Below are 25929 nucleotides of genomic sequence, written 5' to 3'. Positions count from 1 at the left end.
CTACACCTCAATTCGGATGATTTTCTGGATAACTACCCAGCCAATAATAATAGAGACACTGCCTACAGATAGCAACGTCCACCCTAATGGATGTTCAAGCATAGGTCGGAAATAGTCCCTGCTCACCAGTGATAAATATAAACCAAGCCCCACCGGCAGCAAGGTAATGATCCAAGATGACATCCTTCCCTGTGCTGTCAAAGTGTTTAATTCTTCCAGAACTTTTACTCTTCCTCTAATTGTTTCTTCCATTGTTTCAAGGAGCTCGGCAAGATTCCCGCCGCTTTTCCTTTGTGCCAATATTGCCTGTACAACTACTTCCAGCTCTTTGTTTGGCAATCGGTCTACTAATTCTTCAAAAATATCATCTAATGGGGACCCTAATCCTGCCTGACGGACAACTCGGTCAAATTCGGGTCCTAGCGGGTCTGGTATTTCTTTCCCAACAAGTTGCATTGCCTGCATAAAGCTGAAGCCTGCCCTCATTGAATTCGCTATCATCCCCAAGACTTCGATTAACTGATAGGATAATCTTGTTAACCGTTTTTTCCTCTTTTGTTTCATAATAAAGTTAGGAATCATAAATCCAATAATTACCGCAATGGCAGAAAGATACCATTGGAGGCCTAGGAAGGCTGTGACCAGTCCGAAACCAGCAGAGGCTACAATTCTCAAAGCAAAAAACTCTTCTGGTTTCAATTTACTTCCAGCTTCTACTAACATTTTTGCTGTTTTCTCACTAAATTGAACATTTTTAAAAAGATTGGCAAGGGAAAGAAAAAAATGTTTAAAAATAGATGACCTTTTTTCTTTCTTGGTAATTGCCTCTTCTACTTGAGAAGCTGATAATAATTCTTTGATTCGGTTATCCATTCTCCTCTTATTTGAATATCCTCTTATGAAAAGGTACATCGAAATACTAACAACCAAAAATACAAAAACCAATTCAATGGCTAATTTCAATTAAACCACTCCCCAACAAACCATGAAGCAGGCAATGAGTATCCATTCAATTCCAGCTGCTCCGTAAACTTTGGACGAATACCTGTACTAGTAAAGCTTCCTTGAACCTGACCATCATCTGTATGTCCCTTTTCTTTAAATAAAAATAGATCTTGGAGAACGATTGTTTCTCCTTCCATACCTAACACTTCAGTAATATGAGTTATTTTTCTAGTACCATCCTTCATTCTTGATTGATGAACAATTAAATCGATGGCATTAGCAATCTGCTCACGGATTGCCCTTACTGGGAGCTCATAGCCAGCCATCAACACCATTGTTTCCAAGCGGGAAAGAATATCACGAGGTGAGTTAGCATGCCCTGTACTTAAACTGCCGTCATGACCCGTATTCATTGCCTGGAGCATATCTAAAGCTTCTGCCCCACGAACCTCGCCGACCACAATTCGGTCAGGTCGCATACGCAGTGAGTTTCGCACTAAATCTCGTATGGTTATTTGTCCTTTTCCCTCGATATTGGCTGGACGGGATTCCAGTGATACAATGTGTTCCTGATGAAGCTTAAGCTCAGCCGCATCTTCAATCGTTACAATTCGTTCTCTATTTGGAATAAATGAAGATAGAACATTTAAAGTTGAAGTTTTCCCTGATCCTGTGCCGCCGCTGATAAAAATATTGAGCCTAGACTTAACACAAATATTTAGGAATTCCGCCATATCGACACTTAAGGTTCCAAAGCGAGTTAAATCATTTATAGAAAAAGGGGTGTCAGAGAATTTCCGAATGGTCAGACTCGGGCCTTTTATAGCAAGGGGAGGAATAATCGCATTTACACGCGAGCCATCAGGCAGGCGGGCATCAACCATCGGAGAACTTTCATCTACACGACGGCCAATTGGTGAAACGATCCGCTCGATCACGCGCATGACATGCTGATGATCCACAAAACTTACCTCACTCCTTGCAATCTTACCGTCTTTTTCATAATAGACTTCATCATGACTATTCACCATAACCTCACTAATAAGTGGATTCTCTAATAATGGCGTAATCGGACCATATGCAAGCAATTCATCTTTTACATATTTTAATATTTCTTGCTTTTCTTCAAAGGTTAACCTTACACCTTCTTCGATAAAAAAAGCTTCTCCTAATTCCTCTATTAACTTTTTTTCCTGTTCTTTATTCTGCCCAGGATTTTTTTTCAACTCTTCTAATAAATAATTGTGTAAACTAGCTTCAAGATCCCAAAATTCCTGTGACCTTTTTAGGACCGGCAACTCTTGGATCTCTTCGCTTGGTGCACTCGGTGTATTAGCCCTATCTTTATACCGATTAAATAGAGACATTTCCATTTTCTCCTCGCTTTCCTAATAGGCTCCAGCGTTTTACCTTTTTTATTTCCTTTGTATCAACCAATTTCTGTTCAAATAGCTTTTCAGATAGCTTCAAAACCGCTTTTCCAAGATGACTTCGTGAGTTCGACAGAATAAACGGCTGTCCTATTTTTATGGAAGAGGATGCGACATTTGCTTGTTCAGGTAATCTAAAAACAATCTCCCTCCCTAGGATTTCTTCAATTTTATTTATTTCGAGCCCCTGCCCCTTTACATAACGGTTCAAAATTAGTTTTACTCGATCCTTTAAATTAATAGATTCTAAAGTATCTAAATAAAGCTGACTTAACCTGAGAACAGAAATTTCATTTACTGTTAATAGTAATATTTCATCTGATAAATCAAGGCATTGCAAATGAATTTCTGATAAGTGGACTGGCATATCAATTAAGACAACATCGAATAGTTTCTTTGCTTCTTCAATTGCCGCTTTTATGTGTTCCACCAAAATTCCTTCAAAGAACTCTGGACGGGGCGGAGCAGCAAGTATGGATACATCGCCCTCCACATTAGTCATATATTGGTTGATTGAATAATTTTCACGGCCATATCCTTCCTTCACCCATTCATAAATTGTTCTTTTGGGTTTCACATTATAGTACGTGGCCACCTCACCAAATTGGAGGTTTCCATCAATAACAGCGACTTTTTTCCCCATTCTTGCAAGCGCAACCGCTAGATTAACAGTTACGATCGTCCGACCTATACCGCCCTTTGGATTAGAGACGGCAATTACTTTACTTTTTTCTTTTAATAAGTTTACAAACCTAGTATCCTTCTTTGCCCGATGCTGCATATATTTCTTCGCGTGTTCAATTGCTTCACAAAGTTCTTCATGGTTGTACGAAGAACGAAGAGTATCCGATGCCCCCATATGCATTGCTTTTTTCAGGTTCTCCCTGTTATCTGGGACAATTAAGATGATATAAACATGTGGGTAAAGAACAGATATTTCTTGGCAAAGGTCAAATACGTTAAAAAACGTATGCGATTTAATAAATAATACTAATTGATTATTCTCAACTAAGAGGGTACGAAGCTTGTCAATTTGATTGGTCGCTGTTAAATGAAACTGCTTCTTTTCTAAAAGTGTTTTTATTTCACCAGGAGGAGTATTCGTATCAGAAAAATAAACCCAGTTTATATTCATTTTGATTCTTTAGCCCCCTCTTTGATTACTTCCCTTGTTTGCTTTAGTCCTGCTTTGCCGGTTTCTGTGTCATCTGTATTTCGAAGCATTAAATAAAACCCATCCTTATCTTTGGATGCTAAACCTAGTATAACTCCTTCTTCAGGAGTGACTTCTAAGGTAACGGTTTCATAATGAAGGGCTTCTTCCTTGCTGTCAGCTGATTTACCAGAAGTTAGAACTTTCACATTTTCAAGAACAAGTACTGCAGATCTATACTCTTTCCCGGTTTTATCATCTTTTGTTGATTCATAGGCAATGACATCCACCATAGATTTCTGAGCAATATAACCTGACACACCCTGTTCCAGATTTACTTTTAACGAGATCGCCCTTTTTCCTTTACTTATTTCAACAATTGGATTATTGAATTCCCGTTCCAGCTCTTTCTCTTTTTTAGCTTGTTCATCTGCAGCTTTTTTCTTTTCTTTTTCCTGACTAACCTCAATCCCTGAAGATGTTGAAGTTGTTGAAGCTGTTCCTTTTGAGAATACGGTTAGATAAGCAATACCTGCCACCGCGATTCCCAATATTAATGAAATGATCCATATTTTTTTTGTATTCATACAGTCCTCCCGATTTCATCGACAATCCGGTTTTATTCAACAAGCTTGACCCCAAATAGGTTATAATCCCCGATTTCTGTTCCGCTGCCAGTTTCACCTGAGGCAACCACCCAGTCTTTAAAATGTCCGATAATCCTTTTTCCTTCGAGTTTTTCAATCCAATAAGCTGCCAATCCTACGACCTTCACAGTACTTTTCCCATCAGCATTTTCCCATGTATCAATGACCACAATTGTTATGAGCCTTGCACAGGAATTATCGGCAGTACTCAGGCTTTGACACTGTGGTTTATCTTTATCACTATCTATTAAATATTGAATCGCGTCTTGCACTGGCCCAACTTTCCCCCCTGGCTCTGTTTCAGCAATTTCAGTGCCTATTTCAAATGTCGTACCATTCTTAATTCCATCCGCAAGACCATCGGCTCCATTCCCATCAATATCAAGAAATCCGCAGTTACCATGGTGGGCTCCTGTATTACCACAATTTAATTCCGTAACGTCAGGAACTGAATTATAATCAACCGCAATTGGAGCAATCCCGTATCCCTTTTTTAACGGGGCGATGATTGCCTTTGCTTTAGCATTAACATCTGTATTATTCATTCCTAATACCCTTGCAAAAGTAAGCGGAACATTAATTTGTTTAGTCGCCCTAATTGAATCGCTTGTTAAAGATAGATCGTCTTCGGTAAGCGGAAAGCCATTTTTTTGTGATACTTCTTGAGCAATCTCGATAGCTTGTGCTTCACCCGATGTTAATCCCTGAGCTCCTGCAAGAACAGCTGCATCTAAAGCTTTTTGCAGCTTGCTTTTTTCCGAGTATAGCCTGCCTCCATCTATCGCTAAAGCAGTGACTCCTAGAAGAGCAACCATTGAAATAGCCACTATTACAAGAACTGCACCGCTTTCGTCACGCAAATTTAATAATCTTAAAATTCTCCTCATTTACTCCACCCTCATCACCGTGGTATCTGTTAATGTAATTGGCCCAACAATGTTTCCAATCACCGGGGTTAGAAAATCAATAGGATAGTTGATTGTAATAGTAACATTAGTTCCAGAGGCTCTAGACCCACTTGGACTGACACCTACTCTACCCGCTGTTAAGCCTATACTGGCTGCATCATTAACAGCAGTATTGATAACTGTTGTGTCATCTTTGCCTATGCTTGCTGCACGTGCAGCTTCTCTTCCTGCATGATCAATGGTTAGATACACATGAAAAATTCTCCCAAAATCGATAATTCCAAATAACAAAATAATTAACAGAGGTACTATCAACGCAAACTCAACGAGCGATTGTCCTTTTTCTGATTTCATTAATACCCCCCCCAGACAAGTGCACATAATGTTCCTAGGGTAATGGCAACCCCATAAGGGAATGAAATACTTGAATCCTTTTCTTTAGTCAGTAGCATTGAACCGAGATTACTTCGAAAAAACACCATGGTATAAAAAAATGATTTCATCGAATTGACAATTCCTCTTTGTTTTAAAATAAGTCCAAAAGCAATGGATCCACCAATCAAGGCAGTATATATAAAAGAATAAAAAACAAAACTGGTACCCATTAAGGCCCCAATTGCAGCCATTAGCTTAACATCCCCTGCACCCATACCACCTAACATATAAGGAATTATCAGTAAACATAATCCAACGAGGAATCCCTTTCCACTAAAAATAAAACCTTCTAACCCCTGGGTACTCAGATAATAAAGAAATGCAAAAATTATTGAAGGAATCGTGACACTGTTTAAGATTTTCCTTTTCCTTATATCTGTGATAAATGAGGTTATTAAAATTGTTACAAGGACTATAATAATTATCATCGAGATCTACCTCAGTTTTTTTAAGAATTAAGCCCTACTTATATAAGCAGGGCTTCTAATGTACATTATTGAGTAATATTTTTATTTCTTACGATGTTGTTGTTCCATTTAAATAATTGTTAATTTTTGTAAATACGTTTGCTAATTCACCTTTAAATGTAATTAGGACTCCAGCTAATAAAACTGATACTAATGCAATAATCAAACCGTACTCAGTTAATGCTTGACCTTCTTCTTCCACTACTAGATTCTTCATTTTTTTTAACATTCTTCATTTCCTCCAACCCACATTATTTTTAATTTATTTTAATAGATTAGGATGTTTTCTTTAATGCATTAGCGATATTTGTAAACACATTTGCTAATTCACCCTTAAACGTAATTAGAACTCCTGCTAGTAGCACTGATACTAATGCAATAATCAACCCATACTCCGTTAAAGCTTGTCCTTCTTCTTCAACTACTAAATTCTTCATTTTTTGTAACATGTTTTTTTCCTCCTCTAATTAATTTAATATTTTTTGAGATTTGTTCATCTTACCGAACGTTACCTTCTAGATTATCGTTCTAAATATTTTACGATTATCTACTTTTTGTTCTCATTAGTGAACAACCATTGAGATAATAGTAGTATCATTTGTCCGAAAAGTAAATAGATTTTTCAAAAAAATGTTCTTAATAATAAACGACATCATTCTGCAATTTTCACTATTGAGAACAAATGCATTTTTTAGTATATTCAATATATAGAACAAAAAACATGATAGGAGTAAATAAAATGGAGCAATTAGTACAAAGAATTCCTTATTCTATTAAGGTTGCAGATTCATTTTTCAAGAGATTAAAAGGGCTTATGTTTCGGAAGGATCAATTGGTGGAAGAGGGATTATGGATTATTCCTTGTAACTCTATTCATATGTGCTTCATGAATTTTGAAATTGATGCTGTGTTTCTTAATAAAGAGGGACGGATTGTCAAAATGGTGGAAGGACTTAGACCCTGGCGGTTTATAAATCCTATCAAAAATGCATACTCCGTCATTGAGCTTCCAGCTGGAACCGTAAAAATGTTAGGTTTAAAACAAGGAGAAATGATTAGGATATAAGCGGTATTTCAGTCGATGAAACAGACAAAGGATTAATTGGAATCGAGTCTGTCATTGATAAAGATTTCGCTTCCCAAAAGCTTCCTCTTGTAGGTCCACCGTACTTGGTAATCGTAATATTCTAATAATTTTCATAATCAGGCTATTAATTCCCATTGACAATGATTATCATTATCTTTATTATAAAAAATATAGAGATTACATTGGAGGGGGATAGAACATGTTTAACATGCTATATGGGTTGAAGGATATTCACACGGTTATTTCTAATCAACGTAAAATCGGCGGTGCGGCTGAAGCTGATTCGATTCGGTTATCATCGGGTGAAACCTATCTAAATCCCGTGTTTACGAATGTTGATATCTCAAAAGGTCATTATGTTTCTGTTGGTTTTATTGACCAAGATGGTGCAAACGTGATTGCCCATGTTGATCAGATTGCTGTTATTAAAGGCTTAGAGCACAAATTAATTTGTCAACTGAATAATACTTATATTAAACATTACTTGTTGCATGATACATTGAAATATTTGCAAAAGTTATGTGAAGTGAATGCAGGTTTTGTAACAAGTTCATTTAAAAAAGAAGCGTTGAAACTTGTCCGTGATATCAGTGTAAAAGAATTGAAGAACCACAATATTTCGCTTCCATTTCCAGTTGAAGAAAAAATAGTTCAATTATTAGCCTAATAAAAACGAGGTCACACTTAGCTGTGGACCTCGTTTTTTTGTTTATAGAATGACAGCCTGGCATGCCAAGCGGTAGCTATTGTTTAATTCATTCCCTAGCTTGAAATGCTCTTGTTCATTGGGCTTTGATAATCCTGGACCTTGCAGGACCTGTACGGTACATTGTCCGCAGGTTCCTTTTTGGCATTTATATTTGATTGGCTTCCCTTGGTTTAGAGCGGCATCAAGTAATTTGCCTTTAACAGGAGTGATTTCAAATTTATTCGATCCTTGTACCACGATTATTTTTTCTAGGTCAGGTTTGATTTCCTCTGATTTCCTTTTTTCAAAAACAGTACTTATGGGAGAGTTCCGAACCGGCGCACTTTTTCCAGGAATGAGCGAGCCGACTGTAAAAACTCGATGGTTCAATAGACTAATCCTCGATTGCTTCAAGGGTGCAAATGGCTCCTGGGCGCTTAATTCTTAATACCACGGTTTCATAGACACGAAAAGGATGATTCATCCCTTCCTGACCCATGTAGGCTGTATCAAAATCCTCTGATACGGCAAGATCCAAGTTATTCCGTCCTGTGTTTAGAATAACACCAGTCTTCCCTTTTAGAACTGGTGATTGGAACACGCCATCTGTCACAAGTTCGCGGATATGTTCGATTTCTAACACATTGGTATCTTTATGGACACGGTGTATAAGGGAATATAGCTCTGGTGATAGGACAAGGGCGAACGGTCCATGTTGGTTCATTTCGAGCAGTTTGTTTCTTGCGTCGACAATATCCTGAAAGGCAGCTCCCGATTCATACCACTCTCCAATTAAGTGCGTCAGCCGGCCTTGAACATTCATTAGGCCGGGGATATCAAATTCTTTAGCCCCATGAAAAATCATCTGATCTTCAAGATTAGCGACGTCTCGGGCGGCATTGGCTGCTGGAGAAAAATCGATTGGTATATCGAGGACCTTGGTTTGTTCGATATCACGCCAATAGAGAATGAAATCCTTATAGAGCAAAGGAATGGTATGGTTTACTCGCTTGCTCGTTTCGAATGTGGTATCAAAGGACCCTTGGATATCCATTTTTGCTTCCTGGTTTTCGATAAAGATATCGTTTGAAATGCTTTGCATCCCACGTCCAAGCGGGCCATATAGTTCGATAAACCGTCTGCCGACTAACTGTCTCCGTGCAGATTCAATGACTGTTTTGTCTAGTTCGGCGAATTCTTGGTCCGTTAAAGGTGAATCCGGAAATAATTGCGATTTGTTCATTATTCTATCCTCTCCTGTTTACGTGTTTATTTTTTTCGGCTAGGGTTTGTTGGTTGGATTGCGGTGATTTGTGATTCGATTGAGTTTGATTCCGCCATTTGGCGGGTGGATTCCGCCGATTTCAGTTGTAATTCCGCCTGGGTTGGCGTGGATTCCGCCAAGTCTGGGAGTTATTCCGCCAAACTCGGGATAGATTCCGCCATCTGCAGCTCCGATGGGGTAAACTAGGCTGAATTCCGCCGATTTCAGTTGTAATTCCGCCTGGGTTGGCGTGGATTCCGCCAAGTCTGGGAGTTATTCTGCCAAACTCGGGATAGATTCCGCCATCTGCAGCTCCGATGGGGTAAACTAGGCTGGATTCCGCCGATTTCAGTTGTAATTCCGCCTGGGTTGGCGTGGATTCCGCCAAGTCTGGGAGTTATTCCGCCAAACTCGGGATAGATTCCGCCATCTGCAGCTCTGATGGGGTAAACTAGGCTGAATTCCGCCGATTTCAGTTGTAATTCCGCCTGGTTTGACGCGGATTCCGCCAAGTCTGGGACTTATTCCGCCAAACTCGGGATAGATTCCGCCATCTGCAGCTCCGATGGGGTAATCTAGGCTGAATTCCGCCGATTTCAGTTGTAATTCCGCCTGGGTTGGCGTGGATCCCGCCAAGTCTGGGAGTTATTCCGCCAAACATGAGGTGGATTCCGCCAAGTTCACCACTTATTCCGCCAAACATCAAGAATGCTTAAATTAAGCTCCCCACAGTAAACCCCTTTTTATATATAGCAGAAGACACAACTGGAGCAGCTGCTGTTGTGTTAATTGACCGGTCTAAGTGATCATGGTCGTGATCATGATGGGCATGCGGGTCTATGTAGTCATTATCAAATCTTTTATTGATGTCGATTAACATCGCTTTTACCTGCTGATAATCCTTGTAGGATACCTCCCGTAATTGGTTCAGCATGGTGCTTCGTTCCTCGTCGGTGAACCGAAATAGTGCTAAATCTAGGTGTTCAACAAAATTATGTAACCCGAATTTTTCGAGATTCAACTCCTGCAAGAGCCGATTAAATTCGTTATTGGTTGGTGCAAAATCTTTCTCGTCCTTTTCATTTTCAAACCTACTAATAAGCGGAATGAGCTCTACTAAACGGGAAAGCCGCTGCTCTTCTTCTTCAAAAATATGATGGTAATAAAGCCGTTCATGTTCATCGGTAGCATTTTGAATGACCGGATCCAGCATATTCATAAATTTTTCAATGGCATCTTTGGTTGTCGTAAAAATTTCATAAAAAATCGTCAATTCCTCTTTCATCATAAGCACCCCTAGTTCCTCAACTACTGTCATTATTGACGCTAGTATATGCTTTTAATACCTATTTAGTTGTAATTAGTTTCCGTATTTTAACAATCAAATAAGCGCTCACTGACAGTATTTAAGAGCATAACTCTTCTTGCTTGAAACATAATAAATATGGTTATGCCAATACCTTTAGGAGGAGATACAAAATGATGCAAAATCCACAAGGACAAATGCACCAAAATATGCATACAGGGAATATACCTCAACAATTAAATCACGGAGGCCATGAAGTATTCGATGTCCATGAGGTGCTATCCGGAGCAATCGGCACATTAGACCAATATATGATGTTACGCCAACATGTAAAAGACCCAGAATTGCTTGATATTCTGGATCGTCAATATCAATTTATGCAGGATGAATATAACATTACTTTAGAATGTTTTAAAACAGGACAAGATCCTTCAAAACGAACACAAAGCTACAAAATGAACCAAGGAAATGACTTTGTTTATGGATTGAAAGCAGGTCAGCCGAAAAAGCCGCTCCAATCCGTTTCTGAACTTACTGATGAGTGCATTTCCAGCATGATGCTTGGATGTGTAAAATCGGGAGCATCGATGAAGACAATGGCAGCGTTAGAAGTAACCAACCCAGTTGTCCGTCGTGTCTTAGCTGACTCTGTTCCAAATTGTATTGAAATGGCCTATGAAATCTCGATTTATCAAAATAAACATCATTACTATCAAGTACCGCAGCTTGCCCAGCAGGATATGACTCAACTGCTTAATGCCTTTGCTCCTGCCCAAGGAATGCCGCAAACGAACAATATGAATATGAATATGAATATGAACACTAATATGAGTCATTAAAAATTTTCTAGAAAAGTTATAACGAGCTATCCAATTTTTATAGGATAGCTCGTTTTTTTATTTAAAATTGGAAAAGCACTTATTTAGATGATATGATTATAAAAGAACATACGTTCCAAAAAATGTAGAAAGAATCATAGAAGGCGTTTAAATGGAATCCTGGGAAGCATCCTATATTGCAGGTATTATTGATGGAGAAGGTACAATCACATTAACAAGAATGCACGAAAAGGAACATCGACGTCCATGTATAACCGTTGCATCAACTGATAAAGAATTATTAATTTATCTTCAGACATTAACAGAAGGAACCATCACTAATAAAAAAAACTATAATCTTGAACGACATAAAGATTCATTTACACTCAGTATTAAAAATAAAGAAACTGTTTTGTTTTTATTAAACCATGTTACACCCTATTTAAGAGTTGATAAAAAAAGGAATCGAGCCATATTGATACTTGAAAAATATGAAATGGTTACACCAAGAAATGGGAAATATACCAAAGCATTATTAGAAAAGAAAATTGCCTTCGAAAAGGCTTTTTTTCAGATATAAAAAAAGACCAGCATCTCTGCTGGCCTTTCTTTTCCACTATGTAGTGGAGACGGTGGGACGTGCTCTTCCATGCTTTCGTCATGGCACTGACTATATCTTGAACCTGTCTCAAACAGGTCCTCTGGCGTCTTATGCGAATCATAAATTTGCCTCTTCAAGGCAGGATTTCGCATCCTAGTACTACCCATTTCGATGGCAGCCTATAAGTCGATACACGGCTGTTGGATTACTCCACATACCGCTCGGCATTGCCCTATCACTATGAAGTGACTTAGGTTTCACCGATAAAGCCAGATTTTCACTCGTGTGTTACCACACAAGGCGACTAATACTAATCGAACCCACGTCCAAAGATATCGCCACTTAAGCTTCTACGAGTGTAGTCGATATATTGGTGTTTCGCTGAGCCTTTTGCCTATCGACCGGCGTCCGGTCAGCTAGCCTGGTTGTTCTCTTCCTTCATCCTCAGGCGGTGGAATCCGGCGTAGCCCACTTAGAGTGAGTCCCTTACCCTACCACATGGGCAATGGAGGGAGGAACCGCTATGCAGTATTAAGCTGCGAAAGCGAGGTTGTTGTTAGTTTTGCCAGTTATGGCTTTGACGTTTTAACGAGGCCGATCCCCTCGACTCGCGACCTAAGCTCAAACTACCCCTGTCGAATCCGTAGCGTCCCCATAATAAAAGGAGCTGCAATCTAATGAAAGATTTAAGCTATAGACGTTAGGATGCTCAACAAATGTTCTTGAGCAAAGTATCTCATCGCTAACTTAGCGACAAACTTATTATAACATACTTGATGCATTTTTCAATTGTAATTATTTGTAAAATAATTTCCAGTTCATCATTCAATGAACCTGATTACATCTTTTGACGATCTCGGAAGGCACGTTCGATCTCACGCTTCGCTTCTTTTTGCTTTAAGGATTCACGCTTATCATAATTTTTCTTACCTTTGGCAAGTCCGATTAACACTTTGCAAAAACCATTTTTCAAATAAAGCTTTAATGGTACTAAGGCATAACCCGCTTCTTTCGTTTCACCAATTAACTTATTAATTTCACGTTTATGTAAAAGCAGCGCCCGTGTCCTTAATGGATCATGATTATAGCGATTTCCTTGCTCATAGGGGCTGACATGCATCCCGAACAGGATCGCTTGCCCATTTTGAATCCTTGCGTAGGAATCCTTCAAGTTTACTTTTCCGGCACGTATTGATTTGATTTCTGTTCCCTGCAAGACAATTCCTGCTTCGTACGTTTCTTCGATAAAATAGTCATGGTAAGCCTTTTTGTTTTGCGCAACAACTTTTCCTTCACCTTTTGGCATCTTCTTCACCTCATCTTAAAATTTATTTTAGCAGAATAGAGAAGCCACTACAATTGAAAGAGAGCCCCAAATTGAAGGCTCCCTTTAAACTATTATTTATTTTTCCGCTTTGTACTTTTGTTTTTAGGCACATTATCATAAAATTTTCGTTTCTTCTTCGCTTTATTACCTTGACCGCTACCGCCTTCAGACTTGGCATTGGAATTGCCGCCTTGACTACGACCGCCACCGCCTTGCTGTTTATTCCTCCGCGGCTTCTTGGTATCGCTGCCCGTACTGAAAACCTTTGGCGTTTCCGACCGTTCGCGACGAGGTGTACCTTTCATGCCGACAATTTCAAAATCAATCGCACGCTCTTCTTTATTGACTTTTACTACCCGAATGGTAATTTCATCACCGATCCGGAAGACATTTCCGGTCCGCTCACCAATCATCGCGAGATGGCGCTCATCATAGCGATAATAATCATCGGTCATATAGCTGACATGGACGAGGCCTTCAATCGTATTTGGCAGCTCTACAAACATTCCAAAATTTGTGACAGAGCTGATAATGCCGTCATACTCCTCGCCAATCTTATCCTCCATGTACTCTGCTTTCTTCAAATCGTCCGTTTCTCGCTCGGCATCCACCGAGCGGCGCTCCATTTTTGAAGAATGATCCGCAATTTCAGGTAAGCGCGCATTCCATTTTTCCTGTGTGGCTGAATCCAGCTTTCCTTCGACTAAGTAGGTCCGGATTAACCGATGAACAATTGTATCCGGATAACGGCGAATCGGCGAGGTGAAATGGGTATAGAACTCTGTAGATAAACCAAAGTGTCCGAGGCTTTCTGGATCATATTTTGCCTGCTGCATCGAACGCAGCATGACCTTCGAGACAACCATTTCCTCTGGTTTTCCTTGAACCTCTTCAATAATTTCCTGAAGGGCCTTTGGATGGACGTCATTAGCTGTCCCTTTTACAATGTAACCGAAATTGGTAATAAACTCGAAAAATCTCCGTAGCTTATCTTCCTTTGGATCCTCGTGAATTCGGTAAATAAACGGAACTTCCATCCAATGAAAATGCTCTGCCACCGTTTCATTGGCAGCAAGCATAAATTCTTCAATTAACCTTTCTGCCACCGAGCGCTCACGAAGGACCACATCTGTCGGCTTTCCATCTTCATCGACTAAGACCTTTGATTCCTTAAAATCAAAGTCGATCGCGCCCCGCTTCATCCGTTTGTTCCGTAAGATAGCCGCCAACTCTTCCATCATTTCAAACATTGGTACGAGCGGTTCGTATCGTGCTCGAGTTTCTTCATCATTTTCAGCAAGAATCAGATTCACATCATAATAGGTCATCCGCTCGGTTGTTTTAATCACAGCTTGAAAAATTTCATGCGAAACAACGGCGCCTTCAGAGGTAATTTCCATTTCACAGGATAAAACGAGACGGTCCACCTTTGGGTTTAGGGAACAGATTCCATTTGATAAGCGATGTGGAATCATCGGGATTACCCGGTCGACTAAATAAACACTGGTAGCCCTTTCTTCAGCTTCAAGGTCAATCGGAGTGCCTTCTTTTACATAATAGCTAACATCAGCGATATGGACACCAAGCTTATAATTGCCGTTGGCAAGCTTTGACACGGTAACTGCATCATCAAGGTCCTTGGCATCAGCACCGTCAATCGTAACAATCGTTTCGTTTCTTAAGTCACGGCGATTAGCCAATTCACTCTCAGCTATGGTGTCAGGCACCTCGTTAGCCTGTTTTAACACCTCATCCGGAAAGGACATGGGCAGGCCATGCTTATGTATAACTGAGAGGATGTCCACGCCTGGGTCGTTTTTGTGACCAAGAATGGTAATAACTTCACCCTCAGCACTTTTACGCCCTTCTGGATAGGTGATCAGTTTAACTACAACCTTATGACCCTCGACTGCCCCTTTGGAAGCGACCTTTGGAATAAAAATATCACTAGCAAACTTCTTATCATCAGGAATAACAAAGCCAAAGCTTTTGCTTTCCACATACGTTCCAACAATTTGCTGGACTCCGCGTTCGATAATGCGGATAATACTTCCTTCCCGGCGCTGTCCAGTGCTTTCCGTGGAAACACGTGCTAAGACAATATCCCCATGCATCGCCGTGTTTGTTTCATTTGGCGGGATAAAAATATCATCCATTCCAGGTTCATCCGGTGCGACAAAGGCAAACCCCTTGGCATGACCGATCAGCTTTCCGCGAATTAAGTTCATTTTCTCTGGAAGTCCGTAGCGGTTACTGCGCGTTCTAACCACTAGGCCCTTTTCTTCCATTTGCACCAGTGCTTTGACAAATTCCTTAAAGTCACTAGAGTCTTGGATGCCGAAGGCTGTTTCAAGTTCTTGAACAGTTAATGGCTTATAAGCCTCATCCTTCATATATTGTAAAACCTTATCAATATGCTTTTGTATATTATCTTCCAAACTAATCCTCCTTTGTAGTTGCTTTGCTAATCGCGCCAGTCTAACTTTTCTAAAAAGGCATAAACATCCTCATGTAATTGCTCTCGTTCTTTGTCGAGTGTGATTACGTGACTGGATTCTTCATACCATTTTAATTCCTTAACGACTGATTCGATATCGTTATAAATAATGTTCGCACTTTCGGTGTTAATCATTTTGTCATGACGCGCCTGAACGACAAATGTGGGCGCATAAATCATATCCACATTTTCACGCACATCTGCAATCAATGCCTGTAAGGCCTTTAACGTTTTCATTGGTGTTTTCTTAAACTCGTTCATTTCCATTTCGATTTGCTCGTTTGATTTTCCTTCACGTTTTTTAAATTCACGAGCGTATTCAAGAATTCCTTCGTACATGACCTCTTCACTTTTTATATGCATCGGTGCGCACATTGGTATAATAGCTTTTATAGGTACAGTGTATCCCAATTTCAAAGAAAATACGCCACCAAGGGATAATCCTGCCACGGCGATTTCTGAGTGGCCTTTATTTTTTAAAAATTCATAGCCATTAATAACATCCTGCCACCAATCTTCAGGCCCTGTATGAACTAGCTCTTCAGGAGGTACTCCATGGCCTTTATAGTGTGGGGCATGACAAGTATAGCCTTTTTTTTCTAAAAAACGCCCCAGCATCCTGACATCTGCTGAGTTTCCAGTAAATCCGTGTAAGAGAAGAACGGCCCTTTTTCCTCCTTTGAAAGTAAATGGCTTAGGTATAGTAACTTTCATGATAAAAACTCCTTAATTTCAATTCACTTAATTTAGTTTTAGCAAAGCGTTGGTGAACATTCCAGAAAAATGGCTTACACATCAGGGAATAATTTTACAAGTTAAACAAAAAACCTGACCGCTCTGGCCAGGTTTGTGTGTGAAGGATTAGATTTTAAAGTAAGTCACTGCAATAGCAAGCAGGATAAACAATATTGCTAATACAATCGTAATACGTTGTAGAATCAAGTCCAGTCCACGAGCTTTTTGCTTACCAAATAGAGATTCTGCACCACCAGAAATGGCACCAGATAATCCGGCACTTTTACCTGATTGAAGGATAACAACACCAATAAGTCCGATACTTACGATTACTAATAAAATTACTAAAAATGTATGCATAAAGGCCACCTCCTGTTAGTCGTACAATTCACAGTATATTAAATTTATCACACTTTGTCCCTCATGACAATAGTAGTTATTGTGACAACACGAGTCCCGTTGAATCAAAAAAGCACACATCAGAAAATGTGTGCTTTTGATTATGACAAAATTATTTGCTTAGGTTATAGAATGTTTTCTTCCCAAGATATTGAGCTGTTTCACCTAATTGATCTTCAATGCGAAGCAATTGGTTGTATTTTGCCACACGATCTGTACGAGAAGGTGCACCAGTTTTGATTTGGCCTGCATTTGTTGCAACAGCAATGTCAGCAATAGTATTGTCTTCTGTTTCACCAGAGCGGTGAGAAATTACGGCTGTGTAACCAGCGCGCTTAGCCATTTCAATCGCATCAAATGTTTCAGTAAGCGTACCGATTTGGTTCACTTTAATAAGGATTGAGTTACCAATTCCTTTTTCAATACCTTCAGCAAGTTTACGTGTATTGGTAACAAATAAATCATCACCAACTAATTGAACTTTTTTGCCAAGGCGTTCAGTTAAAAGTTTGTGACCTTCCCAGTCATTTTCATCTAAACCGTCTTCGATTGAGATGATTGGGTATTTAGAAGAAAGTTCTTCGTACCAGTCAACCATTTCAGCAGAAGTCTTCACAACACCTTCGCCAGCAAGATGGTATTTGCCATCTTCTTTATTGTAGAATTCAGAAGATGCAGCATCCATAGCAAGCATTACTTCTTCACCTGGCTTGTAACCAGCTTTTTCGATTGCTTCAACAATCGTTTGAAGAGCTTCTTCGTTTGATCCTAAGTTTGGAGCAAAACCGCCTTCATCGCCAACTGCTGTGTTAAGGCCTTTGCCTTTAAGAACAGATTTTAATGTATGGAAAATTTCTGCACCCATACGAAGAGCTTCTTTAAAGTTTGGAGCACCAACAGGCATAATCATGAATTCTTGAATATCAACGTTGTTATCTGCATGTTCCCCGCCGTTAACAATGTTCATCATTGGGACAGGAAGTTGCTTTGAATTGAAACCGCCAAGGTATTGATATAAAGGAATATCTAGATAGTTAGCTGCAGCATGAGCAACGGCCATTGACACACCTAGGATTGCGTTTGCACCTAATTTACCTTTGTTTTCTGTTCCATCAAGCTCGATTAAAGCTTGGTCAACAGAAACTTGGTCTAATACGCTGAATTCTTCGCCAATAAGATGTGGCGCGATAATTTCGTTTACGTTGTCAACTGCTTTTATAACACCTTTACCAAGGTAACGTTCTTTGTCACCGTCACGTAGTTCAACAGCTTCATATTCACCAGTGGAAGCACCACTTGGTACCATAGCGCGGCCAAATGCACCTGATTCAGTAAAAACTTCAACTTCAATAGTAGGGTTACCACGGGAATCTAATACTTCACGAGCGTATACGTCTGCAATAAATGGCATGATAAAATCTCTCCTTAAATTAAATGATTTCTTAGTTTACTTAATTAATGATGTTCCAGTCATTTCGGCTGGTTTTTGAAGACCCAATAAGTCTAACATAGTTGGTGCCAAATCCCCAAGGATTCCACCGTCACGCAATTGAATTCCTTGTTTTGTCACAATTACCGGCACCGGATTAGTGGTGTGGGCTGTCATTGGTTCGCCTTCAAGTGTGATCACTTCATCAGCATTCCCATGGTCTGCGGTAATAATGACGGAACCGCCTTTTTCGAGAATTAGATCGACGATTTTCCCTAAACATTCATCGACTGTCTCAATGGCTTTAATCGTTGGCTCAAGCATACCTGAATGCCCAACCATGTCGGGGTTTGCGAAATTCAGTAAAATCGCATCAAATTTATCTGCTTGAATTTCTTTGATAAGCGCGTCAGTAACTTCGTATGCACTCATTTCAGGCTGAAGATCGTAAGTTGCCACCTTCGGAGAGTTGATTAAGATCCTCTCTTCACCAGGGAACTTTTCTTCACGGCCGCCGCTCATAAAGAACGTAACATGTGGATATTTTTCTGTTTCAGCAATTCTTAATTGCTTCATATTGTTTTGTGATAATACTTCACCAATGGTGTTATCTAAATTTGTTGGTTTAAAGGCAACATATCCATCAACCGATTCACTGAAGTGAGTTAAGCACACGAAGAAAAGATCCTTCGGATGCTTTGGCCCGCGGTCAAAGGAACGAAAATCATCATTCGTAAATGTATTAGAAATCTGAATCGCACGGTCAGGTCTGAAGTTGTAGAAAATAACCGCATCATTATCCTGAATCGTCGCAACAGGCTGCCCATCTTCTTTTGTTATGACAGATGGAATAACGAATTCGTCAAAGATCCCATGAGAATAAGAATCTTCGACCACTTCTAAAGGATTCGTGTAGGCAGGACCCTCGCCATAGACCATAGAACGGTACGATTTTTCGACGCGCTCCCAGCGCTTATCACGGTCCATAGAGTAGTATCTCCCTGAAATTGTTGCGAATTCACCTACGCCGTATTCCTTCATTTTATCCAATGTCTCTTGGATATATTTAGCCGCTGTTTTCTGACCGACATCACGGCCGTCAAGGAACGCGTGCACATATACCTTTTCTACGCCTTCTTCTTTTGCCAGCTTTAATAGGGCAAACATATGTTGAATATGGCTGTGGACTCCGCCATCTGACAATAATCCGAATAAATGAAGGGCTGTGCCAGTTTTCTTCACGTGCTTCATCGCACCTGTAAAGGTTTCATTTTTTTCAAATTCACCTTCACGAATCGCAATGTTCACGCGGGTTAAGCTTTGGTACACAATACGTCCTGCACCAATGTTTAAGTGGCCAACCTCTGAGTTACCCATTTGTCCTTCAGGAAGTCCAACTGCCTCTCCAGACGCAGTTAAGTGAGAATGTGGATACTCGCTCCAAAAACGGTCAAAGTTAGGTTTTTTTGAATGAGCAACCGCATTCCCTTTTGTTTCGCCCCTGCATCCAAAGCCGTCAAGGATGATCAGAGCAACGGGAGATTTACTCATAGCTGCCTGCCTCCAGTAGTTGTAAAAAGGATTGTGCTTCAAGGCTTGCTCCGCCTACTAATGCACCATCAATATCTGGTTGTGCCATATATTCTTTAATATTTTCTGGTTTCACACTGCCGCCATACTGAATTCTTACGGCATCGGCCACGTCTTGCGAGAATTGTTGGGCAACTACCTGACGGATATGGGCACAAACTTCATTCGCATCAGCTGAAGTAGAAGATTTACCAGTTCCAATCGCCCAAATTGGTTCGTACGCGATCACTGTTTGTTTTACTTGGTCATCCGATAAACCTTGAAGAGCTTTCGCCACTTGATCACCAACTAATTGATTGGTTTCACCATTTTCACGTTGCTCTAATGTTTCACCGCAGCATACAATCGGAGTTAAGTTGTATTTAAAGGCAGCAAGAGCCTTCTTGTTCACCGCTTCATCTGTTTCATTGAACATTTCACGGCGTTCCGAGTGTCCGATGATTACATATTGTACGGCAAGGTCAGCAAGTGCTTTCGGGCTGATTTCGCCTGTGAATGCTCCGCTTTCTTCAAAGTGCATATTTTGAGCACCAATTTTCACATTACTTCCTTCTGTCACTTCTACAAGACTTTGTAAAAATAATGCCGGTGCACAGATTACAGAGTCCATTTTTTCTGGTGCAGGTACAAGCCCTTTCACTTCTTCAGCAAAGCTTTTTGCTTCCGCAAGTGTTTTGTTCATTTTCCAGTTTCCTGCAATGATTGGTTTACGCATACTGGCACATCCTTTCATAGTTCATGCTCTATTAAACTTGCCTGTTGCTTTCCGCTCCAGGCGCTTCGCTTTCCGCGGGCGTGCCGGGGAGCCTCCTCGGCGCTTTTAGCGCCTGCGGGGTCTCCCCTGCCCCGTACTCCCGCTGGAGTCTTCGCGCCTTCCGCTCCAATCAACAGTGTGGTAAAATCAAGAATAACCATTAATACAGGCTATTATTTAAAAAATTATTTATCGTTCAAGGCCACTACGCCTGGCAGGGCTTTACCTTCCATAAATTCAAGGGAAGCGCCGCCTCCTGTGGAGATGTGGCTCATTTTGTCTGCTAAATTGAATTTTTCAACAGCTGCTGCTGAGTCTCCACCGCCAATAACTGAATATGTACCTTCTGCTTCAGCAAGTGCTTCGGCCACCGCTTTAGTGCCGTTAGCAAACTTATCAATTTCAAATACACCCATTGGTCCATTCCAAATCACTAGTTTTGATTTTTGAATGACGTCACGATAGATCTCAGCTGTTTTCGGCCCAATATCAAGTGCTTCCCAATCAGCAGGAATTTCCTCAATCGCAACTACTTTGGAATTAGCGTCTGCAGAGAAATCATCTGCAACGATGGCATCAACAGGCATATAGAAATTAACACCCTTTGCCTTAGCTTTTTCAATAAACGATTTTGCAAGATCAATTTTGTCTGCTTCAAGAAGTGATTTTCCCACTTCATGGCCCTGTGCTTTGACAAATGTATAAGCAAGACCGCCGCCAATAATTAAGTTATCGACTAATTCTAAAAGATTTTCAATAACACCAATCTTGTCCTTTACTTTGGCTCCACCGATGATCGCTGTAAATGGGCGTTCCGGATTAGAAAGTGCTTTACCAAGTACATCAAGTTCTTTTTCCATTAAAAGACCTGAAACAGCTGGCAGAATATGAGCAATACCTTCAGTTGAAGCATGAGCACGGTGTGCTGCACCAAATGCATCATTTACATAAACATCAGCTAACTCGGCAAATGATTTCGCCAACTCAGGATCATTCTTTTCCTCGCCCGGATAGAAACGGACATTTTCAAGCAACAGGACATCGCCTTCCGTCATTGTTTCAATCAACGCGTTTACAGAATCACCATAGGCTTCATCTGCCTTCTTTACGTCTTTACCAAGCAGTTCAGATAGTCTGACACCGGCTGGAGTTAAGCGCATTTCTTCGACTACTTTTCCTTTTGGACGGCCGAAGTGGCTGGCTAAAATCACCTTCGCACCTTGTTCCACTAAGTATTGAATCGTTGGCAATGCCGCACGAATCCGCGTGTCGTCCGTAATTTCACCATCCTGCATAGGAACGTTAAAATCCACTCGGCAAAATACGCGTTTACCTTTTACATCGACATCTTTGAGAGTTTTCTTATTCATAAAGGACCTCCGAAAGTTTGGTATGAAGAAAATGAATTATCTAAAATCAGTAAAAAAAGGGGAGGGGGGCATATACTCCCCGCTCCCCTTTGGAAAACCTTTGTAATGTTCAACTTCTTATGATTGAAAACCAATCATCGTCCGTTCCGATATATTAAAGTCCTTTTTGTGCAAGGTAGTCAACAAGGTCAACAACGCGGTTAGAGTAACCAACTTCGTTATCGTACCAAGATAATACTTTTACCATGTTGCCTTCAAGAACCATTGTTGATAATGCATCGATTGTCGAAGAAACTTTAGCTCCGTTGTAATCAGTAGAAACTAATGGAAGTTCACTGTATGCTAGAATACCTTTTAATGGGCCTTCTGCAGCTGCTTTTAATGCAGAGTTAACTTCATCAGCTGTTACTTCTCTGTCTAATTCTGCTACTAAGTCAACAACAGAAACGTTCGGTGTTGGAACGCGAATAGCCATACCGTTTAATTTACCCTTAAGTTCTGGTAAAACAAGCGCAACTGCTTTTGCAGCACCAGTTGAAGTTGGAATCATGTTTTCAGCTGCTGCACGTGCACGACGGTAGTCTTTGTGCGGCAAGTCAAGAATTTGTTGGTCATTTGTGTATGAGTGAATAGTTGTCATCATACCGCGTTTGATTCCAAAAGTATCATTTAATACTTTTGCAAACGGAGCTAGACAGTTTGTAGTACAAGAAGCGTTTGAAATAACATGGTGGTTATTTGCATCATATTTGTCTTCGTTAACACCCATTACGATTGTGATATCTTCGTTAGATGCTGGTGCAGAGATAATTACTTTTTTAGCGCCTGCTTCAAGATGTTTCGCAGCATCTTCACGTTTGGTGAAACGGCCTGTAGATTCAACAACTACGTCCACGCCAAGATCGCCCCAGCCTAATTGTGCAGGATCGCGTTCTGCAAGAACTTTCACTTTGTGTCCGCCAACTACTAGGTATTCGCCATCAACAGTAACATCTTCTTGTAGAGTCCCGTGAACAGTATCATATTTTAGAAGATGTGCAAGCATATTTGCATCAGTTAAGTCATTAATTGCAACGATTTCCACAGTGCTATTTCCTAAAGCCGCACGAAAAACGTTACGACCGATACGTCCAAATCCATTAATACCAACTTTTACTGACATGATAAATTTCCTCCTTTAATTGGGTAAGGATGTTTTTTATTTTTAAAAAGGATTTACCCTTTTAATAACTTTCTCGCTGCACCTTCATCTGTGATTAAAATCGTCGATGCTGGTGCTTGTTTTAAGTATGCCTTGATAGCCTTAGCCTTGGAAGTCCCGCCTGCAACCGCGATGACATTAGGAATGCCAACCAGATCTTCTAACTGCAGGCCAATCGTTAATACCTTGTGAACAATTTCACCTTGTTCATTAAAATAATAGCCAAAAGCTTCACCCACAGCTTTGCTGCTTTCAAGCATACTTAGAATCTCAGGGTTGGTTTTTCGCCGTTCAGCCATTGTGATAGCATCTCCAATTCCATGAAGAACCATGCTAGCTGATTTAATTAGTTTTAATACTTCATGAATGTCAGGTTCTCTGATAAGCGATTCGTAGATATCTGTACTGACCTGATCAGGAACATAGAACACTCGATGTTTGGATTGGGTGTTTCTGGACATAATCGAACAAATCGTATTTGCCTGATTTTGAACATCCTCACCTACTCCGCCTCTTGCTGGTACAAACAGTAATTCCTTTTGGGTAATCTCTGGTGATAGTCTTTCGGCGACAGCAGCCATCGTTGAACCGCCAGTTACAGCAATGATATTTTTTCCGCTGAGAAGCTTTTTCATGCAAATAGCACTTGCCTTGCCAAGTTCACCTTTTACCATGGGCGATTCATCACTATTGCCAGGTACAATGATGGCCTTTTTAATGCCCAGCTTGTGCTTCAATTCCAACTCCATCACATCAATACCCTTTAACTCACGCATAAAGCCTTCCAAGTCTTCAAGCAAATTTTTCCCTTCAGGCGTTAAACTCATTCCCACATTATTCGTGTAAATTAAATCTTGCTCCCTTAGGAAATCAACTTCACCGCGAAGGACTCTTTCGGTATACCCGAGACTGACTGCTAAACTCCGTCTTCCTACCGGCTGCATAAAACCAATGTACCTTAGGATAGAATATCTCTTCTGTAGGACCTGCAGGAGGTCGGGTAATAATCTTTTTTGGATATCGATTAATGACTGCATGAATCTCATGCTCCTTTATTATATGTAGTTGGTCTAAAAATGTCCACCATAGACATATTATGTCCCGCTACATTCAAAAAAAATCATCCCTGCTACGTTTTTCATTGTAACAGGAGTGAAAATCTATTTCAACTATTAAAATTGGCTTTTTTTTCATGCAAACGGTTACTTATGTCAAATTTGTTAATTACACCGAATCCTGCTTCTACTCCGTCAATATAAACAACTGGGATCATCAAACCATATTGTTCGGTTAATTCATCACTGGATTCAATATCAATTTCTTCTAAGGTAAACTCCCAGTCTTTGTTTAGCTCCAGAAGTGTAGACTTTGCCTTGTCACATAGCGGGCAGCTTTTCCTTGTATATAATGTGATTGTTGTTTGATCCATCGTTTTTGTTCCTTTCATTCAAACCTTTTTCTTTTCGAAGAGGAGGGAATTCCCAATTGATCCCGGTACTTAGCAATCGTCCTTCTTGAAACCACCATACCTTCCTCTATTTTTAAATGTTCGACAATTTCTTGATCAGAAAGCGGTTTTTGTTTATTCTCTTTTTCTATTAAAGTCGCAATTTTCTTCTTTACTTGTGTGGATGAGGTATTTTCATCCTCTGAAGTGGTTTGAATCGTACTTGTAAAAAAAGACTTTAACGAAAACGTCCCAATTGGTGTTTGCACATATTTTTCTCGAACCGCCCGGCTGACTGTGGATTCATGGATTTCAAGTTCTCCGGCAATTTCCTTCATGGTCATCGGTACTAAATATTGTGACCCTTTTTGAAAAAATGCAGCCTGCTTTTCAATAATTTTTGCAATCACCTTAGTTAAAGTTTCTTTACGTTGTTCAATACTTTTTTGAATCCACTGGTAATCCTGGAGTTTATCCTGCAGGAAGCGGCTTACCTGTTGGTCTTGATCTTTAAATTTATTATAATACTGCTCATTAAGGCTAATCCTTGGCAGCGATTCATCAGACATCCTGACGGTTAGTCCCTCGCTTGATTGCTCGACGATGGCATCCGGAATGATATACGTCGTTGCTTCTTTCCCTAATAAAGTTCCTGGCTTGGGGTTTAAGGATTGAATTTGGTCGAAAATATCTTGGATATCCTTAAGAGTTATTTTCAGTTCTTTTGCAATTGGCTTCCACTTCTTTTCGGCGAAGGGAATGAAATATTCAGAGACAATCTTTTGTGCTAATTCATTATTTGGATCTAGATAATAGATTTGCATCAATAGGCACTCTTGCAGATTTCTTGCACCAATCCCCGCTGGCTCCAGTGTTTGGATAATCGCTAAGCATTCTTCAACTAGCTCTTCTGTTACTCTTAGCTTATCAGCAATTTCATTAAGGTCTCCACCAAAGTAACCGTTTTCATCTAAATTTTGGATAAGGTGGCGAATGACATTCAACTGCTCCACCGATAAATTTGTAATTTTTAATTGAGAAAGTAGATAATCTTCAAGTGAAAAAGGTTTATCAGCAATTTGCTCAATCCAGTCCTTTTCCGCCTTTTGATGTTTCCGACGATTGCGGTCAATCAATGGATTCATTGGTTTAATATTGCTATTTTCAATCTGCAATAGGGGATTTTCAAGTGCCTTATCTTCTAAAAAAGCAGTTAACTCATGAGCAGAGTACTGCAATAATGCAATGGCCTGCGATAACTCCTGAGTCATCGCCAATTTTAATGTCTGTTGTTGCCATAAACCGGCCTTTAAGTTCATTCGTATCCCCCCTGTAGTCTATTTTACACGATGGAAGGAAATTCGGGAATGGAAAATGATAAACTGTGAGTTATGTGACACCATAGGAGGCTGTTTTATCAAATAAAAAGCC

General features: G+C 40.2%; 30 protein-coding genes and 1 other RNA gene. 4 read left to right on the top strand and 27 right to left on the bottom strand.

Going from position 1 to position 25929, the window contains the following annotated elements; genetic code table 11:
* The 9 genes from ACJ004_RS10150 to ACJ004_RS10110 form a co-directional block, all read right to left on the bottom strand.
* The gene (locus tag ACJ004_RS10150) at nt 1–963 is read right to left on the bottom strand and encodes a type II secretion system F family protein (RefSeq protein ID WP_410892799.1); all 963 of its coding nucleotides are present in this window, start codon (nt 961–963) and stop codon (nt 1–3) included.
* Nucleotides 960–2312, bottom strand: a complete 1353-nt coding sequence (locus ACJ004_RS10145; RefSeq protein ID WP_410892798.1) for a TadA family conjugal transfer-associated ATPase — start codon at nt 2310–2312, stop codon at nt 960–962. Before ACJ004_RS10145 ends, ACJ004_RS10150 begins: the two co-directional genes overlap by 4 nt.
* Nucleotides 2299–3510, bottom strand: coding sequence for a CpaE/TadZ family protein (locus ACJ004_RS10140; protein ID WP_410892797.1), 1212 nt, complete (start codon nt 3508–3510; stop codon nt 2299–2301). Before ACJ004_RS10140 ends, ACJ004_RS10145 begins: the two co-directional genes overlap by 14 nt.
* Nucleotides 3507–4115 carry a Flp pilus assembly protein CpaB gene (gene cpaB / locus ACJ004_RS10135; RefSeq protein ID WP_410892796.1) on the bottom strand — a complete coding sequence of 203 codons (609 nt, stop codon included), beginning with the start codon at nt 4113–4115 and terminating at the stop codon, nt 3507–3509. Before cpaB ends, ACJ004_RS10140 begins: the two co-directional genes overlap by 4 nt.
* Before the next feature lie 32 nt (nt 4116–4147).
* Nucleotides 4148–5062 (bottom strand): pilus assembly protein TadG-related protein, encoded by a 915-nt coding sequence (locus ACJ004_RS10130; protein ID WP_410892795.1) that lies wholly within the window; start codon nt 5060–5062, stop codon nt 4148–4150.
* The gene (locus tag ACJ004_RS10125) at nt 5063–5437 is read right to left on the bottom strand and encodes a TadE/TadG family type IV pilus assembly protein (protein WP_410892794.1); all 375 of its coding nucleotides are present in this window, start codon (nt 5435–5437) and stop codon (nt 5063–5065) included. It abuts the gene before it with no gap.
* Entirely contained in the window at nt 5437–5946 is a 510-nt protein-coding gene (locus ACJ004_RS10120) for an A24 family peptidase (RefSeq protein WP_410892793.1), read from the bottom strand. The genes ACJ004_RS10125 and ACJ004_RS10120 overlap by 1 nt, the downstream gene beginning before the upstream one ends.
* Before the next feature lie 88 nt (nt 5947–6034).
* A complete protein-coding gene (locus ACJ004_RS10115) occupies nt 6035–6214 on the bottom strand; it encodes a Flp family type IVb pilin (RefSeq protein ID WP_410892792.1) in 180 nt (59 codons plus the stop codon).
* Nucleotides 6215–6260: 46 nt separating this feature from the next.
* Nucleotides 6261–6434, bottom strand: a complete 174-nt coding sequence (locus ACJ004_RS10110) for a Flp family type IVb pilin (RefSeq protein WP_410892791.1) — start codon at nt 6432–6434, stop codon at nt 6261–6263.
* 290 nt (nt 6435–6724) lie between these two features.
* Here ACJ004_RS10110 and ACJ004_RS10105 point away from each other — a divergent pair, with 290 nt between their 5' ends.
* Both ACJ004_RS10105 and ACJ004_RS10100 read left to right on the top strand, forming a co-directional pair.
* Nucleotides 6725–7051 carry a DUF192 domain-containing protein gene (locus ACJ004_RS10105; RefSeq protein ID WP_410892790.1) on the top strand — a complete coding sequence of 109 codons (327 nt, stop codon included), beginning with the start codon at nt 6725–6727 and terminating at the stop codon, nt 7049–7051.
* A gap of 220 nt (nt 7052–7271) precedes the next feature.
* Nucleotides 7272–7739, top strand: a complete 468-nt coding sequence (locus ACJ004_RS10100; protein WP_410892789.1) for a hypothetical protein — start codon at nt 7272–7274, stop codon at nt 7737–7739.
* 42 nt (nt 7740–7781) lie between these two features.
* Here ACJ004_RS10100 and ACJ004_RS10095 read toward each other — a convergent pair whose 3' ends face one another.
* From ACJ004_RS10095 to ACJ004_RS10075, 5 genes are all read right to left on the bottom strand, one after another.
* Nucleotides 7782–8150, bottom strand: a complete 369-nt coding sequence (locus ACJ004_RS10095) for a 2Fe-2S iron-sulfur cluster-binding protein (RefSeq protein WP_410892788.1) — start codon at nt 8148–8150, stop codon at nt 7782–7784.
* A 4-nt stretch (nt 8151–8154) separates the two neighbouring features.
* Nucleotides 8155–9003, bottom strand: coding sequence for a family 1 encapsulin nanocompartment shell protein (locus ACJ004_RS10090; protein WP_410892787.1), 849 nt, complete (start codon nt 9001–9003; stop codon nt 8155–8157).
* A gap of 39 nt (nt 9004–9042) precedes the next feature.
* A complete protein-coding gene (locus ACJ004_RS10085) occupies nt 9043–9288 on the bottom strand; it encodes a hypothetical protein (protein ID WP_410892786.1) in 246 nt (81 codons plus the stop codon).
* A gap of 84 nt (nt 9289–9372) precedes the next feature.
* Nucleotides 9373–9660: a hypothetical protein gene (locus ACJ004_RS10080; RefSeq protein ID WP_410892785.1), complete on the bottom strand. Its 288-nt coding sequence runs from the start codon at nt 9658–9660 to the stop codon at nt 9373–9375.
* 76 nt (nt 9661–9736) lie between these two features.
* Nucleotides 9737–10309: an IMEF encapsulin system ferritin-like cargo protein gene (locus ACJ004_RS10075; RefSeq protein ID WP_410892784.1), complete on the bottom strand. Its 573-nt coding sequence runs from the start codon at nt 10307–10309 to the stop codon at nt 9737–9739.
* 197 nt (nt 10310–10506) lie between these two features.
* Here ACJ004_RS10075 and ACJ004_RS10070 point away from each other — a divergent pair, with 197 nt between their 5' ends.
* Nucleotides 10507–11169 (top strand): spore coat protein, encoded by a 663-nt coding sequence (locus ACJ004_RS10070; protein WP_410893073.1) that lies wholly within the window; start codon nt 10507–10509, stop codon nt 11167–11169.
* 151 nt (nt 11170–11320) lie between these two features.
* The gene (locus ACJ004_RS10065) at nt 11321–11728 is read left to right on the top strand and encodes an LAGLIDADG family homing endonuclease (RefSeq protein WP_410892783.1); all 408 of its coding nucleotides are present in this window, start codon (nt 11321–11323) and stop codon (nt 11726–11728) included.
* A gap of 332 nt (nt 11729–12060) precedes the next feature.
* Here ACJ004_RS10065 and ssrA read toward each other — a convergent pair.
* The 13 genes from ssrA to rpoN form a co-directional block, all read right to left on the bottom strand.
* Nucleotides 12061–12395, bottom strand: a transfer-messenger RNA (tmRNA) gene (ssrA, locus tag ACJ004_RS10060).
* A 192-nt stretch (nt 12396–12587) separates the two neighbouring features.
* Nucleotides 12588–13055 carry an SsrA-binding protein SmpB gene (gene smpB, locus ACJ004_RS10055; RefSeq protein ID WP_410892782.1) on the bottom strand — a complete coding sequence of 156 codons (468 nt, stop codon included), beginning with the start codon at nt 13053–13055 and terminating at the stop codon, nt 12588–12590.
* Nucleotides 13056–13147: 92 nt separating this feature from the next.
* Nucleotides 13148–15514 carry a ribonuclease R gene (gene rnr / locus ACJ004_RS10050; RefSeq protein ID WP_410892781.1) on the bottom strand — a complete coding sequence of 789 codons (2367 nt, stop codon included), beginning with the start codon at nt 15512–15514 and terminating at the stop codon, nt 13148–13150.
* Between the two features lie 26 nt (nt 15515–15540).
* On the bottom strand, nt 15541–16287 hold the full coding sequence (locus ACJ004_RS10045; protein WP_410892780.1) for an alpha/beta hydrolase: 747 nt from the start codon (nt 16285–16287) through the stop codon (nt 15541–15543).
* A gap of 147 nt (nt 16288–16434) precedes the next feature.
* Nucleotides 16435–16668, bottom strand: a complete 234-nt coding sequence (gene secG / locus ACJ004_RS10040) for a preprotein translocase subunit SecG (RefSeq protein WP_410892779.1) — start codon at nt 16666–16668, stop codon at nt 16435–16437.
* A gap of 151 nt (nt 16669–16819) precedes the next feature.
* On the bottom strand, nt 16820–18118 hold the full coding sequence (gene eno / locus ACJ004_RS10035; protein ID WP_410892778.1) for a phosphopyruvate hydratase: 1299 nt from the start codon (nt 18116–18118) through the stop codon (nt 16820–16822).
* Nucleotides 18119–18154: 36 nt separating this feature from the next.
* A complete protein-coding gene (gene gpmI, locus ACJ004_RS10030; protein ID WP_410892777.1) occupies nt 18155–19687 on the bottom strand; it encodes a 2,3-bisphosphoglycerate-independent phosphoglycerate mutase in 1533 nt (510 codons plus the stop codon).
* Nucleotides 19680–20441, bottom strand: a complete 762-nt coding sequence (gene tpiA, locus ACJ004_RS10025; protein ID WP_410892776.1) for a triose-phosphate isomerase — start codon at nt 20439–20441, stop codon at nt 19680–19682. Before tpiA ends, gpmI begins: the two co-directional genes overlap by 8 nt.
* 224 nt (nt 20442–20665) lie before the next feature.
* Entirely contained in the window at nt 20666–21850 is a 1185-nt protein-coding gene (locus tag ACJ004_RS10020; RefSeq protein WP_088089552.1) for a phosphoglycerate kinase, read from the bottom strand.
* Between the two features lie 154 nt (nt 21851–22004).
* Nucleotides 22005–23012 carry a type I glyceraldehyde-3-phosphate dehydrogenase gene (gene gap, locus ACJ004_RS10015; protein WP_410892775.1) on the bottom strand — a complete coding sequence of 336 codons (1008 nt, stop codon included), beginning with the start codon at nt 23010–23012 and terminating at the stop codon, nt 22005–22007.
* A gap of 53 nt (nt 23013–23065) precedes the next feature.
* The gene (locus ACJ004_RS10010) at nt 23066–24088 is read right to left on the bottom strand and encodes a sugar-binding transcriptional regulator (protein WP_410892774.1); all 1023 of its coding nucleotides are present in this window, start codon (nt 24086–24088) and stop codon (nt 23066–23068) included.
* Between the two features lie 128 nt (nt 24089–24216).
* Nucleotides 24217–24498: a glutaredoxin family protein gene (locus tag ACJ004_RS10005; protein WP_410892773.1), complete on the bottom strand. Its 282-nt coding sequence runs from the start codon at nt 24496–24498 to the stop codon at nt 24217–24219.
* On the bottom strand, nt 24495–25817 hold the full coding sequence (rpoN, locus tag ACJ004_RS10000) for an RNA polymerase factor sigma-54 (RefSeq protein ID WP_410892772.1): 1323 nt from the start codon (nt 25815–25817) through the stop codon (nt 24495–24497). Before rpoN ends, ACJ004_RS10005 begins: the two co-directional genes overlap by 4 nt.
* Between the last annotated feature and the right edge of the window lie 112 nt (nt 25818–25929).

This window comes from Neobacillus sp. 204 (assembly GCF_046562815.1).
Classification (GTDB): domain Bacteria; phylum Bacillota; class Bacilli; order Bacillales; family Cytobacillaceae; genus Neobacillus.
Note: the sequence above shows the minus strand (reverse complement) of the source record. Positions and strands in the feature narration are given on the sequence as shown.